This is a genomic window from Actinoplanes sp. NPDC004185, from assembly GCF_053603475.1.
This window is the reverse complement of sequence record NZ_JBSGFR010000020.1, coordinates 1-14,832: the sequence shown is the minus strand read 5'-3', so window position 1 is coordinate 14,832 and position 14,832 is coordinate 1. Positions and strand designations below refer to the sequence as shown.

Annotated in this window: 10 protein-coding genes and 1 pseudogene; 4 read left to right on the top strand and 7 right to left on the bottom strand. The window is 71.4% G+C overall.

What is annotated here, in order from left to right; translation table 11 throughout:
* Positions 1-10: 10 nt before the first annotated feature.
* The 5 genes from glgB to ACWEOZ_RS21240 form a co-directional block, all read right to left on the bottom strand.
* A complete protein-coding gene (gene glgB / locus ACWEOZ_RS21260; RefSeq protein ID WP_451912528.1) occupies positions 11-2,119 on the bottom strand; it encodes a 1,4-alpha-glucan branching protein GlgB in 2,109 nt (702 codons plus the stop codon).
* 110 nt (positions 2,120-2,229) lie between these two features.
* Entirely contained in the window at positions 2,230-3,540 is a 1,311-nt protein-coding gene (locus ACWEOZ_RS21255) for a maltokinase N-terminal cap-like domain-containing protein (RefSeq protein WP_451912404.1), read from the bottom strand.
* Positions 3,537-5,312, bottom strand: coding sequence for a maltose alpha-D-glucosyltransferase (gene treS / locus ACWEOZ_RS21250; protein ID WP_212994786.1), 1,776 nt, complete (start codon positions 5,310-5,312; stop codon positions 3,537-3,539). Before treS ends, ACWEOZ_RS21255 begins: the two co-directional genes overlap by 4 nt.
* 48 nt (positions 5,313-5,360) lie before the next feature.
* Positions 5,361-7,331 (bottom strand): maltotransferase domain-containing protein, encoded by a 1,971-nt coding sequence (locus tag ACWEOZ_RS21245; protein ID WP_451912403.1) that lies wholly within the window; start codon positions 7,329-7,331, stop codon positions 5,361-5,363.
* 136 nt (positions 7,332-7,467) lie between these two features.
* A complete protein-coding gene (locus ACWEOZ_RS21240; RefSeq protein ID WP_451912402.1) occupies positions 7,468-8,283 on the bottom strand; it encodes a spermidine synthase in 816 nt (271 codons plus the stop codon).
* Between the two features lie 91 nt (positions 8,284-8,374).
* Here ACWEOZ_RS21240 and ACWEOZ_RS21235 point away from each other — a divergent pair, with 91 nt between their 5' ends.
* Positions 8,375-8,932: a hypothetical protein gene (locus ACWEOZ_RS21235; protein WP_451912401.1), complete on the top strand. Its 558-nt coding sequence runs from the start codon at positions 8,375-8,377 to the stop codon at positions 8,930-8,932.
* Between the two features lie 19 nt (positions 8,933-8,951).
* On the opposite strand, the gene ACWEOZ_RS21230 is transcribed toward ACWEOZ_RS21235, so the two are convergent.
* Complete coding sequence (locus tag ACWEOZ_RS21230; protein ID WP_360544147.1) at positions 8,952-9,413, bottom strand: PPOX class F420-dependent oxidoreductase; 462 nt, start codon at positions 9,411-9,413, stop codon at positions 8,952-8,954.
* 8 nt (positions 9,414-9,421) lie between these two features.
* A complete protein-coding gene (ppgK, locus tag ACWEOZ_RS21225; protein WP_451912400.1) occupies positions 9,422-10,201 on the bottom strand; it encodes a polyphosphate--glucose phosphotransferase in 780 nt (259 codons plus the stop codon).
* A 212-nt stretch (positions 10,202-10,413) separates the two neighbouring features.
* Between ppgK and ACWEOZ_RS21220 the strand changes: the two genes are divergently transcribed.
* The 3 genes and pseudogenes from ACWEOZ_RS21220 to ACWEOZ_RS21210 all read left to right on the top strand — a co-directional run.
* A complete protein-coding gene (locus ACWEOZ_RS21220) occupies positions 10,414-11,982 on the top strand; it encodes a S8 family serine peptidase (protein ID WP_451912399.1) in 1,569 nt (522 codons plus the stop codon).
* A complete protein-coding gene (locus ACWEOZ_RS21215) occupies positions 11,868-14,480 on the top strand; it encodes a putative bifunctional diguanylate cyclase/phosphodiesterase (protein ID WP_451912527.1) in 2,613 nt (870 codons plus the stop codon). Before ACWEOZ_RS21220 ends, ACWEOZ_RS21215 begins: the two co-directional genes overlap by 115 nt.
* Before the next feature lie 92 nt (positions 14,481-14,572).
* Positions 14,573-14,832, top strand: a pseudogene (locus ACWEOZ_RS21210) (RNA polymerase sigma factor SigF); the annotation flags it as partial.

The following is a 14,832-nucleotide window of genomic DNA, read 5'->3' as shown; positions in this document are numbered from 1 at the left end:
AAAGAGCGGCTCAGCCCTCGAAATGCAGCCAGACCGCGCCCAGCGGCGGTACGCGCAACGACGCCGACGCGTTCAGCCCGTGCCACGGCATCTCCTCGGCGTGCACCTCACCGAGGTTGCCCACGCCCGAGCCGCCGTACAGGGTGCTGTCGGTGTTGACGACCTCGCGCCAGACGCCGGCCCGGGGCAGGCCGATGCGGTAGTTGTCGTGCGGGACCGCGGCGAAGTTGACCACGCAGGCCAGCGTGTCGCCGTTCGGCGCCAGGCGCAGGAACGAGAACGTGTTGTGCTGCGAGTCCTCACTGGTGATCCAGCGGAAGCCGCTCGCCGTGGTGTCCTGCGTCCACAACGCCGGGATGTCCCGGTACGCCTTGTTCAGGTCCTTGACCAGCTTGTGGATGCCGCCACCGCGGCCCTCGTCGGCCAGCAGGTCCCAGTCGAGGCCGCGTTCCTCGCTCCACTCGCGCAGGTCGCCCATCTCGGCGCCCATGAAGATCAGCTGCTTGCCGGTGAACGCCCACATGAAGCCCAGCAGCGCCCGGGTGTTGGCCAGCTTCTGCCAGAGGTCACCGGGCATCTTGCCGGTGAGCGAGCCCTTGCCGTGCACGACCTCGTCGTGGCTGATCGGCAGGATGTAGTTCTCGCTCCAGGCGTACACCGTGGCGAAGGTCATCTGGTGGTGGTGCCACTGCCGGTAGATCGGCTCCTTCTCCATGTACGAGAGAGTGTCGTTCATCCAGCCCATGTTCCACTTGAAGCCGAAGCCCAGCCCGCCGAGGTGGGTGGGACGGGTGACGCCCGGCCACGCCGTCGACTCCTCGGCGATGGTGACCACGCCGGGGTTGTTGCGGTAGACGGTCGCGTTCATCTCCTGCAGGAAGCTGATCGCGTCCAGGTTCTCCCGGCCGCCGTACTGGTTCGGGGTCCACTCGCCGTCCTTGCGGGAGTAGTCCAGGTAGAGCATCGAGGCGACCGCGTCGACCCGCAGGCCGTCGGCGTGGAACTCCTCGCACCAGTAGTTGGCGTTGGCGACCAGGAAGTTGCGGACCTCGCGCCGGCCGAAGTCGAAGACGTACGTGCCCCAGTCCGGGTGCTCGCCGCGCCGCCAGTCGCCGTGCTCGTAGAGCGGGGTGCCGTCGAAGCGGGCCAGCGCCCATTCGTCCTTGGGGAAGTGCGCGGGCACCCAGTCGAGGATGACGCCGATGCCGGCCTGGTGCAGCTTGTCGACCAGGTATCGGAACTCGTCGGGGGAGCCGAAGCGCGACGTCGGTGCGAAGTAGCCGGTGACCTGGTAGCCCCACGAGCCGCCGAACGGGTGCTCCATCACGGGCATCAGCTCGACGTGCGTGAACCCGGTCTCGACGACATAGTCGACCAGCTGTTCGGCCAGCTCCGTGTAGGACAGGCCGGGGCGCCACGAGCCGAGGTGCACCTCGTACGCGCTCATCGGCTCCTGGTGCCACTGCTTGGTCGCGCGCTGGGTCATCCAGTCGGCGTCCTGCCAGTCGTACGTCGACTCGTACACGACCGACGCCGTGCGCGGCGGCACCTCGGTGTGCTGCGCCAGCGGGTCGGCCTTCTCGCGCCAGACACCGTCCCGGCCGAGGATCTTGAACTTGTACTTGGTGCCGGAGGAGGCGCCGGGCACGTACAGCTCCCAGACGCCGCTGCTGCCCAGCGAGCGCATCGGCAGGCCGTCGAACGGGCCCCAGCCGGCGACGTCGCCGATGAGCTGCACGCCGCGGGCGCCGGGCGCCCACACGGCGAAGGCGACGCCCTCGCCCTTGGCCTGGGCGCCGAGCACCTTCCAGAGCTTCTCGTGCCGGCCCTCACCGATCAGGTGCAGGTCGAGCTCACCCAGGGTGGGCAGATGCCGGTACGGGTCGTCGCAGACGGTGCCCTCGACGTCGATCCGGTAGTCGAGCACCGTGCCGGGCACCGACGCGGCGAAGATGCCGTCCGGGTGCACCGCGGTCATCGGGACGCGTTCGTCACCGACGACGAGAGTGACCTCCTTGGCGCCCTTGCGCAGCGTGCGGATCACCGTGTGGTCGCCGCTGGGGTGCGTCCCGAGCAGGCTGTGCGGGTCGTGCGTGTCGCCGGCCATCACGGCGTTCATCGCGCGCTGATCGCCGGCCAGGGACGGCGGCGGGGTGGTCTGCATCGGGACTCCTCGAGAATGGCCTTCAGTCCGGTCAAGGGCGGTGGCGGGGCGGTCGGACGGGGTCATCAGCCGGCGAGCCGCGCGATCGACCGCAGCGGGATGCGCAGCCAGCCGGGCCGGTGCCGGGATTCGTACGCGGCCTCGTAGACCGCCTTGTCGAGCTCGTACGCCGCCAGCAGCGCACCCTGCTCCCGCGGGTCGTGGCCGGAGGCGGCCGCGTACCCGTCGCAGAAGGCGGTGCGGTTGCGGTCGACCCATTCGCGGGCCCGGGCGGCGAGGTGCTCGTTGTCGTCCTGGTCCACCAGCAGCTGGTAGGCGGCGTACTCGTAGCTGCGCAGCACGCCGGCGATGTCGCGCAGCGGCGAGTCGGGCAGCCGCCGCTCGTCGAGCGGCTGGCCGGGCTCGCCCTCGAAGTCGATGAGCAGCCAGGCCGCCGGCACCCGCAGCACCTGGCCCAGGTGCAGGTCGCCGTGCACCCGCTGGACCGTGACCTGCTCGCCGGTGAGCTTGCGGAAACGTTCCTCGATGGCCGGGACGTACTCGACGAGCTCGGGCACGGCCGCGGTCGCGCTGGCGAGCCGGGCGATGACCGCGTCGACCGGGAACGGCGACGGGCCCGCGCCCAGCTCGTCGGCGAGGGTCTTGTGCACCGAGGCCACCGCCTCGCCGAGGCGGTACGACTCGCCGGCGAAGTCGCCGCCCACCTCGTCGGCGCCCAGCTCGGCGTCGGCGAACAGGTCGCGGGCGCTGGCGGTGGCCATCGCCCAGCCCTCGGCGGAGTTCAGCGCGTACGCCGTCACCATGCCCAGCGGGCAGGGGTCGCCGCTCTCGGTGGTCTCGAACGAGCCGAGCAGCTTGGCCACGTGCGGGTTGCCGGCCCGGCCGAGCACCCGGTTGAGCTCGATGTCGGGGTTGATGCCGCAGTCGACCCGGCGGAAGACCTTGAGGATGGCCTCCTGCTCGAAGATCACGCTGGTGTTGCTCTGCTCGGCGTCGAAGACCCGCGACGCGTGCTCCAGCGGGAAGGTCGCTCCCGGCTCGGAGGAGAACACGATGTCCCCGGCCGTGGCGTCGGAGGAGATCAGCGACAGCAGGTAGGTCGCGGCCTCCGGGTCGTACAGGCCGTCGTAGCCGGTGCGGTCGCCGTCCGTGCCGATGGTCGCCACCGTGCTGTATTCCGAGATCGGCCCGGAGTCCCAGGCCACCAGCACCTGGTAGCGCTCGGTGCTGCCGTCGGTGTACGAGACGTCCAGCAGCACCAGGTCCAGGTCGTCCTTCAACGGCGTGGACGAGGCCTGCTTGACGTCGGCCAGGGTGCGGCTGCGTCCCGCGTACCAGCGTTGCTGGGGGAGCCATTCGGCGTAGGGCAGCGTCATTGCTTCTCCTCGGACCCGCACAGCTGGAACCAGTAGAACCCGTGTCCCGGCAAGGTCAGCAGGTACGGCAGCTGGCCGATGCGCGGGAAGTTCACGTGCCCGGTCAGCTCGACCGGCGTGTACCCGTTCCAGTGCTGCAGGTTCAGCTCGATGGGCTGGGGGAACCGCGAGAGGTTGTTGACGCAGAGGACCACGTCGTCGCCGTCCTCGCGCAGGAACGCGAGCACCGACGGGTTGGAGCCGCCGAGCTCACGGAACGTGCCGGTGGCGAACGCCTCGTGGCGGCGGCGGACCGCCAGCATCGTGCGGGTCCAGTTGAGCAGCGACGTCGAGCTGTCGCGCTGGGCCTCCACGTTCACCGACTGGTAGCCGTAGATGGGGTCCTGGTTGGCCGGCAGGTAGAGTCGGCCCGGGTTGGCGGTGGAGAAGCCCGCGTTGCGGTCGGGCGTCCACTGCATCGGCGTGCGGACGCCGTCGCGGTCACCGAGCCAGATGTTGTCGCCCATGCCGATCTCGTCGCCGTAGTACAGCACCGGCGAGCCGGGCAGCGACAGCAACAGGGCGGTGAACAGCTCGATCTGGTTGCGGTCGTTCTCCAGCAGCGGGGCGAGCCGCCGGCGGATGCCCACGTTGGCCTTCATCCGCGGGTCCTTGGCGTACTCGGTGAACATGTAGTCGCGCTCTTCGTCGGTGACCATCTCGAGCGTGAGCTCGTCGTGGTTGCGCAGGAAGATGCCCCACTGGGCCATGTCCGGGATGGCCGGCGTCTGGGCCAGGATCTCGGAGATGGGGAAACGCGACTCGCGGCGCACCGCCATGAAGATGCGCGGCATCAGCGGGAAGTGGAACGCCATGTGGCACTCGTCGCCGCCGGTGTCGGCGTCACCGAAGTACTCGACCACGTCGGCCGGCCACTGGTTGGCCTCGGCGAGCAGCACCCGGCCGGGGAACTCGTCGTCGATGACCTTGCGGCAGTGCTTGAGGAACGCGTGCGTCTCGGGGAGGTTCTCGCAGTTGGTGCCCTCCCGCTCGAACAGGTACGGCACCGCGTCGAGCCGGAAGCCGTCGATGCCGAGGTCCAGCCAGAAGCGCAGGACGTCGATCATCGCTTCCTGCACGGCCGGGTTGTCGTAGTTGAGGTCGGGCTGGTGCGAGAAGAACCGGTGCCAGTAGAACTGCCGGCGCACCGGGTCGAACGTCCAGTTCGACTCCTCGGTGTCGACGAAGATGATCCGGGCGTCGGAGTACGGCTCGCTGGTGTCGCTCCACACGTAGTAGTCGCCGTACGGGCCCTCGGGGTCGCGGCGCGACTCCTGGAACCACGCGTGCGAGTCCGAGGTGTGGTTCATGACCAGGTCGGTGATGACCCGGATGCCCCGCTTGTGGGCCGCGTCGAGCAGGGCGACGAAGTCCTCGACCGTGCCGAACTCGGGCAGCACCCGGTAGAAGTCGCGGATGTCGTAGCCGCCGTCGCGCAGCGGTGAGTCGTAGAACGGCGGCAGCCACAGGCAGTCGACGCCGAGCCACTGCAGGTAGTCCAGGCGCTCGATCAGCCCGCGCAGATCGCCGGAACCGTCCGAGCTGGAGTCGTAGAAGGCCCGGACCAGCACCTCGTAGAAGACGGCGCGTTTGAACCAGGTCCGGTCGGCGGGCAATGCGCGGGCATGCCCGAAGTCGTCGGCGGTCGGATGCTCGACCACCCCGTCCTCGACGTGGCTGCCCTCCGCGGGATCGTGCTCGACGTTCTCGTCGAGTTCGCTCGTCAGGTCCATCAGACGTTCACCTACCCCACCCCGCAGGAACTGAATCGCTTGTACTGCCTATCGGCGCGGGTGCACCACGAACACGTGTGCGGGCTCGACGTACGGGTCGATCCGGACCGGGTTGTGCTGTCCCCACTCGTACGTCGCCCCGGTGAGCTGGTCGGTCACGGTGAACTGCTCGTGCCAGTCCAGACCCAGCGCGGGCATGTCGAGTGTCGTGTTGCCCCACTGCACGTTCGCCGAGTCGAACGAGCAGATCACCAGAACGGTGTTGCCCGACTCCGGATCCCGCTTCGACCAGCACAGCAGAGAGGCGTTGTCGATCTCGTGGAATTCCAGGTTCCGCAGCCAGTGCAGCGCCGGGTTCTCCCGCCGGATCGTGTTCAGCTTGGTGATGTACGGCGCCAGGCTGCGCCCGGCCCGTTCCGCCGCCGCCCAGTCCCGCGGCTTCAGCTCGAACTTCTCGTTGTCGATGTACTCCTCCGCGCCCGGCCGGGCCACGTGCTCGAAGAGCTCCAGTCCCGAGTACATGCCCCAGGACGGCGAGAGCATGCTGGCCAGCACGGTGCGGATCTTGAACATCGGCGGCCCGCCGTGCTGCAGCGACTCGTGCAGGATGTCCGGGGTGTTGGGCCAGAAGTTGGGCCGCATCCAGTCGATCGAGGCCTTGAGCTGGCCCAGGTACTCCCGCATCTCCCAGGCCGTGGTGCGCCAGGTGAAGTACGTGTACGACTGGGTGAAGCCGATCCTGCCGAGCCCGTTCATCATGGCCGGCCGGGTGAACGCCTCGGCCAGGAACAGCACGTCCGGGTCGACATCCTTGATCTTGGCGATGACCCACTGCCAGAAGTTCAGCGTCTTGGTGTGCGGGTTGTCGACCCGGAAGATCTTGACCCCGTTGGACACCCAGTGCAGGACGACGCGCAGGACCTCCTCGCGCAGTCCCTTGGGGTCGTTGTCGAAGTTCAGCGGGTAGATGTCCTGGTACTTCTTGGGCGGGTTCTCCGCGTACGCGATCGTGCCGTCGGCGCGGGTGGTGAACCACTCCGGGTGCTCGGTGACCCACGGGTGGTCCGGTGCGCACTGCAGCGCCAGGTCCATCGCGACCTCGAGGCCGTGCTCGCGGGCCGTGCCGATGAACGCGCGGAAGTCCTCCAGCGTGCCCAGCTGCGGGTGGATCGCGTCGTGGCCGCCCTCGTCGGAGCCGATCGCCCAGGGCGAGCCGACGTCGATGCCCTCACGGGCCACCAGCGTGTTGTTGCGGCCCTTACGGTTGATCTTGCCGATCGGGTGGATCGGGGGCAGGTAGAGCACGTCGAAACCCATCGCGGCGACGGCCGGGATGCGCTCGGCGGCGGTCGCGAAGGTGCCGTGCCTGACCGGGGTCGCGTCCGGGCCGATCTCGGCGCCCTCGGAGCGCGGGAAGAACTCGTACCACGACGAGAACAGCGCGCGCTGACGGTCGACCCAGATCGCGTACGAGCGGGTGGTCGTCACCAGCTGGCGGACCGGGTGCTGCCAGAGCAGCTCCTCCAGCTCCAGGCCGGGGGAGACCCGGGAGAACAGCGAGCGCTGCGGGTCACGCAGGGCGGCGGCCGCGTCGCGGACCCGCTCCTCCTCCTCGTGCGGCACGATCTTGGCCGCCAGGTCCAGCAGCTCGGCGCCCTCGGCGAGGTCGTTGGCGAGGTCCTCGAGCCCCTGACCGGCGCCGATCTTCTTGGTCACGGCGTTGCGCCAGGTCTGGTACGGGTCGTCGAACGCCTCGATGGTGAACGTCCACCGGCCCACCCGGTCCGGCTTGATCACCCCGTGCCACTTGTCCAGGCCGGGCTCGCCCGGGGTGAGCCGGGTGAACGGCTCGGCCTCACCCTCCGGACCCTGCCATACCACGTTCACGCCGAGGGCGTGGTGGCCTTCCCGATAGGACACCGCCGAGATGGGGACGAGCTCGCCGACCACCGCTTTCGCGGGGTAGCGGCCACAGGACACCGATGGCGTCACATCTTCGATGGGAAAGCGACCGGTCATGATCTCCACCGTAATCTTCGAGCGCGGGGGCGGGCACGGCGACGGGCGAATTGGGCAGCCGTCAGGACAGGCTTCTCCGCTATGGAGCAAACCCAAACAGTTGCGCACCCGGTGCGTCCAACCTACCGGAGAGCGTTCAGCCCGGGCCGTCGAGGCGCGCCATTGCACCGGCCAGGAAACCGGTCAATTCCGCGCCGTGCCAGACCCGGGCCGGCTCGGGGTCACGGGCCACGGAACGGGTGAGCCGCTCGACGTCCAGCAGCTGCGGCCCGTGCGTCGCCGCGAGCACCACGTTGCCCGCCTTGCGGCCACGCAACAGGCCCGGCGGGGCGATCAGGGCCACCTCGCCGAACGCCGCGCGCAACGTCGCCGCCTGGATGCGCGAGTAGGACAGCGGCGGCACGTCGGTGAGGTTCATCGCCAGCACCCCGGCCGGGCGCAGCAGCCGGGCGGCGGCCGTCGCGAAGCCCACCCCGGCCACGCTCGCCGGCATCGCCGCGCCCTCGAACACGTCGACCACGATCACGTCGTACCCCCGGGCCGGGCCGGCCTCCACGAACTCGCGGGCATCACCCACCACGACCTCCACGGCGGTGGGCCAGGGCAGCGACCGGGAGACCAGAGCGAGCAGCAGGCCGTCGCGCTCCACCACCGTCTGCGCGGACCCGGGCCGCGCCGCGGCCACCCAGCGGGGCAGCGTGAGTGCACCGCCGCCGAGATGCAGAACCGTCAACGGTACGGCCGCAGGCGCCGCCAACCGCAGCACCGTGGCCAGCCGGCGCACGTACTCGAAGGCCAGATAGGTGGGATCGGCCAGGTCGACGTACGACTGCGGCACCCCGTCGACCAGCAGCGTCCAGCCCCGCTCCCGGCGGCGGTCGGGCTCCAGCGAGGCCGTGCCGGAGGCCACCCGCGTGAAGCTCGTTGCGCGTCGGTTGCCGTGGGTTGCCATCGGGCGAGGCTACTCAAGCGGGACCGCCCGCCGCCGAGAGGTAGCGTGACGCACCCCGCGACGGGGTGTGCGCCAACTCTTGGGGGCACACATGGCCGGACCGTCCACCGCGCTGTCGCCGGTCATCGCGGCGAGCACGCACTGGCTGGTCCGGGCGTACCCGTCCAGCGGCGCCGACCGGGCCGCGGACACCCTGGCCGAGCTGCAGGCCCGCCAGGCCGTGACCGTCGCCGCGTGGCTGCGCTACCCGACCCCGGTGGACGCCGAGCTGGTCGCCATGGCCGGTCCGGGCGGCTCGGCGGTGCTGGACTGGCGGGCCGGCAGCGAGCCCGACGACGAGCTGGCCGAGGACGAGGGCTGGCGCACCTGGGTCGACGAGGTCGCGGTGAGCTGGGCCGCGTGCCTGCTGGCCGACCCGGTGCTGGCCGCCCGGGCGGTCGACTCGGTGGTCGCGGCGGTGCCGGTCGCGGACGGCCGGCCCCGGCCGCGCAAGGCGGGCGACCTGCCCAGCGAGTTCCGCCGGCTGACCGCCCCGGACCCCCGCGACCTGGAGGCCGCGGCCCTGCTCCGCCACCCCGACCTGCTCGAGCCGGTCGCCGACCTGCACCGCGAGACCCTGCTCTACCTGCTGGGCGCCGTCGCCGCCTGACGCGTCAGTGTGGCCTGGGTCAGGCCAAACGGGCGGGGAAGCCGCCGGTGGCGATCGGGCCCCACCGCTCGACGGTGATCCGGATCAGGGACTTGCCCTGGTCGCGCATGGCCTGGCGGTACTCGTCCCAGTCCGGGTGCTCGCCGGAGATGCTCCGGAAGTACTCGACCAGGGGCTCGACCGACTCCGGCAGGTCGATGACCTCGGCTGTGCCGTCGACCTGCACCCACGGGCCGCCGAAGTCGTCGGAGAGCACGCAGACGCTGACCCGGGAGTCGCGGCGGATGTTCATCGCCTTGGCCCGCTCCGGGTACGTCGAGATCACGATGCGGCCCTCGGCGTCCACGCCGCAGGTGTTCGGCGACGCCTGCGGGCGCCCGTCCCGGCGGGTGGTCATCAGGATCGCGTGGTGCCGGGGCCGGAGGAACTCGAGGAGCTCCTCGCGGCCGACCTTGGTGTTGGTGGCGACGGTGCGCGGCATGGAACTCCTCAGTTCGGCTGGTCGGCGTCGACGGGGAACGCGCCGGGGTGCCCGTCGGCCTGCCCGGCGGTGACCGCGGCGCCGATGATCCCGGCGTTGTTGAGCAGGGTGGCCGGCACGATCGGGGTACGGATCTCGATCAGCGGCAGCCACTTGTCGGCCTTCTTGCTCACGCCGCCACCGACGATGAACAGCCGCGGCGACAGCAGCATCTCCACGTGCCGCAGATACTCCTGGACCCGGCCGGCCCACTTCTCCCAGCTCAGGTCCTCCTGCTCGCGGGCCCGGTCGGAGGCGCGCAGCTCGGCGTCCTTGCCGTCCAGCTCCAGGTGGCCGAACTCGGTGTTCGGGATCAGCGTGCCGTCCAGGAACAGGGCGCTGCCGATGCCCGTACCGAAGGTGAGCATCATGGTCAGGCCGCGCTGGTCGTGCCCGGCGCCGAAGGCGACCTCGGCGACGCCCGCGGCGTCGGCGTCGTTGAGCACGGACACGGGCTTGCCGAGCCGCTCGGTGAACAGCTGGGCGGCGGGCGCGTCGAGCCACGTCTTGTCGACGTTGGCGGCGGTACGGGTGACCCCGTCGACCACCACGCCGGGGAAGGTGACACCGACGCGGTCGTACCCGGAGAACTTCGCGGCGACCTCGGCGACCGCCTCCACGACGCTGCCGACGTCCGAGGGCTGCGGGGTGGGGACCCGGAACCGTTCCTCGAGCAGCTCGCCCCGCACGGTGTCGACCGGCGCCCCCTTCACGCCGGAACCGCCGATGTCGATACCCAGAATGGCCATGCCAGTACTCCGTCTCCGGTGCGTTTGACGTCTGTGTACCCACGCACACCCGGTGTCGAATCGTGCCATCCGATGATCTGCCCGCTCGTGACGGGTGCCACGCATGTTCTGTTCAAGTCCGGCCGGTTCCGGTCGATAGGGCGGCTGTACCGGCACTGCGCCCGTGGGCGACTCCCCGACCCGGGGGCTGTGGTGCCACCGAAGGAGCATCCATGCGGAAACTAGCGGCACTGGCCGTCACCGCTGTCACCGTGACCGGCACCCTCGCGGTCGCCGCCCCCGCCCACGCGGCCGCGGACACGCCCTGGCTGAGTCAGAACTGGCTGGTGCAGAACGGTACGACCAAGATGAACACCATCGTCAAGGGCGCCGGAGCCGACAAGGCGGACAAGGACAACCCGGACGACGGCGACACCGCCACCGGGATTGCGCTGACCGGCGCCGGGGTCGGCGTGGCGCTCATCGACTCCGGGGTCGCGCCGGTCAAGGGCCTCGACGGCGCCGGGAAGGTCATCAACGGACCGGACCTGTCCTTCGAGTCGCAGGCGGCCAACCTGCGCCACCTCGACACGTTCGGGCACGGCACCCACATGGCCGGCATCATCGCCGGGCAGGACCCCACCTTCACCATCGGCACCCGCTTCACCGGCGTGGCCCCGGGCGCGCACATCGTCAGCGTCAAGGTCGCCTCGGCCGACGGGGCCAGTGACGTCTCCCAGGTCATCGCCGGCATCGACTGGGTCGTCGCGCACCGCAACGATCCCGGGCTCAACATCAAAGTCCTGAACCTGTCGTACGGCACCCAGTCCACCCAGCCGGCGTCGCTGGACCCGCTGGCCTTCGCCGTCGAGAAGGCCTGGGAGGCCGGGATCGTCGTCGTGGTCGCCGCCGGCAACGACGGCTTCGCGGCGAACAACCTGACCATGCCGGCCGCCGACCCGGACGTCATCGCCGTCGGCGGCGCCGACCCCCGCGGTACGGACGCGCGCGCCGACGACATCGTGGCGGACTTCAGCAACCGGGGCAACGCGGGGCGCCACCCCGACGTGCTCGCCGCGGGGCGTTCCGTGGTGTCGCTGCGCAGCCCCGGTTCGTACATCGACCAGACCTATCCCGCGGCCCGGCTGAGCCTGCTGGACGACCCGGAGCAGCGGTTCCTGCGTGGCAGTGGCACGTCGCAGGCGGCCGCGGTGGTCTCCGGCTCGGTGGCCCTGCTGCTGCAACAGCGCCCGAACCTCAAGCCCGACGAGGTCAAGAAGCTGCTCACGAGCACCGCCGACCCGATCGTCGGCGGAGACCCGTACGCCGCCGGGGCCGGCCAGATCAACGTGACCCGCGCCGCCCGGGCGAAGACGAACACCACGAAGCAGGTGAACGTCACGGCCACCGGGCTGGGCTCTCTGAACGCCGCCCGGGGCGGCGCGTACGTCTACGACTCGGTCTCGGGCACGGCACTGACCGGAGAGAAGGACATCTTCGGCCGGGCCTGGAACGCTCAGGCCTGGACCTCGGCCTCGGCCAAGCAGCAGAGCTGGAGCGGCGGCACCTGGAACGGCTCCGTCTGGACCGGTGCCGCCTGGGGCGCCACCTACACCGGCACGAAGGCGTGGTCCCCGGTGAGCTGGACCGGCCGGTCCTGGTCGGGTGCCCTGTGGTCGGGGCGCAGCTGGTCGAGCGCCCTCTGGAGCGGGCGGAGCTGGTCGTCACAGACCTGGACGGGCCGGTCCTGGAGTGGGCGCAGCTGGTCAGCAGCCGGCTGGACCGGGGAGCCATGGCACTAGAGCGGCGCAAGCGGCGGCCGCGCCCCGAGCTCCTGGTGGGTCTGCTCACCGCGAGCATGGGCGCGGCCTCCGCTGCCGTGGCGCTGGCCCTCGCCGCCGGCGGCATCGCCGCGCCCGCGCTGCCCGGCGGGCTCTGGTGGCTGGCCGGGCTCGCGGTGCTGTTCTTCCTCACCGAGGGCTTCACCGTGCACGTGCGTGTCCGCCGCGGCGCGCACGGCATCAACGTCTCCGAGTTCCCGATGGTGTTCGGGCTGCTCGGCTTCGACCCGGTCACCGTGATCCTGGTCCGGGCCCTGGCCGGCGGGGCCGGGCTGGTCGCCGTACGCGGTCAGCGCGGCACCAAGCTGGCCTTCAACGTCGCCCTGCTCGCCGTCCAGGCGAGCGTCGGCGTCCTGGTCTTCCACGCCGTCACCCCGCACGTGCTCGGCATCTCGGCCGAGGGTGTCGGCCTGCGAACCGTGCTGGCCGCCTACCTGGCCATGATCGCCGCCGACGCGGTGGCCGCCGTGCTGGTCACCGCGGTGATCGCGGTGCACGACGACCCGGGGGAGTGGCGCCGGCTGCCGGCCGCGCTGCGCAGCACCTGGCTCGTCGTCGTCACCACGACCGGCGCCCTGATCAGCTTCCTGGCCGCCACCGAGCCGCAGTGGGCGCCGGCGCTGATCGGCATCGTGGCCGTCGTGCTGCTGCTGGCCTACCGCGCCTACATCGCGCTGGGCGACGGCAACGCCGAGGTGGAACAGCTCTACGGCTTCACCCGCGCGCTCGACGGCGCCGGCGGCATCGACGAGCTGGTCGCCGTGGTGCTCGACCGGGCCCGCGACGTGCTCCGGGCGGGCACCGCCGAGCTGGTCGTCGCGCACGGTGACGAGCTGCGCCACACCCGGCTGGCCGGGCAGTCCGGCCGCCCCACGGTGAGCCTGGGCAGCCCCGGCGCCGACGCCTGGCTGGGGCCGGCCCTGCTCGGGACCCCGGTGCTGCGCCCGGCCGGTCCGGCGGGTGACGCGATGGCTGTACCGCTGGTCTTCGGTGAGCGCCGGGCGGTGCTGCTGGTCGCGGACAGTCTCACCGACGCCGGCGGCTTCACCGACGCCAAGCTGCGGCTGCTCGGGGCGCTGGCCAACCACGCCGGCGCCGCCCTGGGCCGCGCCGACCTGGTCGACCGGCTGCGCCGCGAGGCCGACGAGAAGCAGCACCTGGCCCTGCACGACCCGCTCTCCGGGCTGCCCAACCGCCGGCACTTCCACGACCTGCTCGACGCCGGGCTGCGAGCCGTGCGGGCCGGCGGACCCGGGCTGGCGGTGCTGGTGCTCGACCTGGACCGGTTCAAGGAGATCAACGACGCGCTGGGCCACGAGACCGGTGACGCGCTGCTGTGCGAGGTCGGCGAGCGGCTGCGCGCCCACCTCGACGGGCGGGGCCGGGTGGCCCGCTTCGGCGGCGACGAGTTCGCCGTGCTGCTGCCCACCGGCGGCAGCCCGGAGGCGGGACTGGCCGCCGCCGCGGAACTGGCCGCCGTGGTGGACCAGCCGATCCGGATCGGCCCGCTGGTGCTGGCCCCGCGGGCCAGCGTCGGTGTGGCGGTGGCACCCCTGCACGGCGACGACCCCGAGATCCTGATCCGGCACGCCGACGTCGCCATGTACGCCGCCAAGGAGAGCCACGGCCTGCGCCTCTACGACAGCGAGCTGGACCGCAACAGTCCGCAGCGGCTGGCGCTCATCACCGACCTGCGCCGGGCCGTGGAGCGTGGTGAGCTGGCCGTCGCGTACCAGCCCAAGGTCGACCCGCGGACCGGCCGGGTGGTCGGCGCGGAGGCGCTGGCCCGCTGGCACCACCCCGTGCAGGGGCCGATCCCGCCGGACGTGTTCATCCCGCTCGCCGAGCACAGCGGCCTGGTCTGGCCGCTGACCCTGCACGTGCTGGACCGGGCGCTGCGCAGCCGCGCCGCATGGGCCCGGGCCGGGCACGACCTGCACGTCGCGGTCAACCTGTCGCCGAACAGCCTGCTCGACGCCGCGCTGCCCGACCTGGTGGCCCGGCTGCTGGAGGCGACCGGCAACCCGGCGCGGGCGCTGACCCTGGAGATCACCGAGAGCACCATCCTGACCGACCCGGCCGGCAGCCTGGCCACCCTCGAACGGCTGCACGCGCTGGGGGTGGAGATCTCGATCGACGACTTCGGCACCGGCTACTCGTCGCTGGGCCGGCTGCGCGAGCTGCCGCTGCACGAGGTGAAGATCGACAAGTCGTTCGTGCAGCGGGTCGCCGCGGACCACCGGGACCGGGCGGTCGTGCGTTCCGCGGTGCAGCTCGGCCACGCGCTCGACCTGCGGGTGGTGGCCGAGGGGGTGGAGGACGCCGACACGTACGCGTACCTGGCCGCCGAGGGCTGTGACGTGGTCCAGGGCTACCTGCTGTCCCGCCCGTTACCGGCCGAGGAGTTCGCCGCCTGGCTTCACATTCACTCACGCAACGTCACTCATACTTTCGGCTAGTCAGCGCTCGTCCGAGCAGCTAGCGTAAGGAGAAATGAACGGTCGCCGCGTGCGGGCACGGCTCTCTGCCCGCTTGATGGAGGACCTCCTCGATGACCGCAGCCACGATCCCATCGACCACACTCAGTGACGCACCTCCCGCCGCCGGCACCTCGGCGACCGGTCCCGCCGAGCCGCTGGGCGGCGAGACCGCCGCCGAGCTCCTGATCCGGCTGGCCGCGACCCCGTCCGGGGACCGCCGCCGGGCCCGCCTGCGCGACCGGGCCATCGAGGCCTGGCTGCCGCTGGCCCGCCACCTCGCCCACCGCTACTCCGGCCGCGGCGAACCCACCGACGACCTGGTCCAGACCGC

Bases quoted from the DNA above. Each gene is read 5' to 3' on its own strand.
- ACWEOZ_RS21240 (WP_451912402.1), bottom strand. From the start codon at position 8,283: ATGGCAACCCACGGCAACCGACGCGCAACGAGCTTCACGCGGGTGGCC.
- ACWEOZ_RS21245 (WP_451912403.1), bottom strand. From the start codon at position 7,331: ATGACCGGTCGCTTTCCCATCGAAGATGTGACGCCATCGGTGTCCTGT.
- treS (WP_212994786.1), bottom strand. From the start codon at position 5,312: ATGGACCTGACGAGCGAACTCGACGAGAACGTCGAGCACGATCCCGCG.
- ppgK (WP_451912400.1), bottom strand. From the start codon at position 10,201: ATGGCCATTCTGGGTATCGACATCGGCGGTTCCGGCGTGAAGGGGGCG.
- ACWEOZ_RS21230 (WP_360544147.1), bottom strand. From the start codon at position 9,413: ATGCCGCGCACCGTCGCCACCAACACCAAGGTCGGCCGCGAGGAGCTC.
- ACWEOZ_RS21220 (WP_451912399.1), top strand. From the start codon at position 10,414: ATGCGGAAACTAGCGGCACTGGCCGTCACCGCTGTCACCGTGACCGGC.
- ACWEOZ_RS21255 (WP_451912404.1), bottom strand. From the start codon at position 3,540: ATGACGCTGCCCTACGCCGAATGGCTCCCCCAGCAACGCTGGTACGCG.
- glgB (WP_451912528.1), bottom strand. From the start codon at position 2,119: ATGAACGCCGTGATGGCCGGCGACACGCACGACCCGCACAGCCTGCTC.
- ACWEOZ_RS21235 (WP_451912401.1), top strand. From the start codon at position 8,375: ATGGCCGGACCGTCCACCGCGCTGTCGCCGGTCATCGCGGCGAGCACG.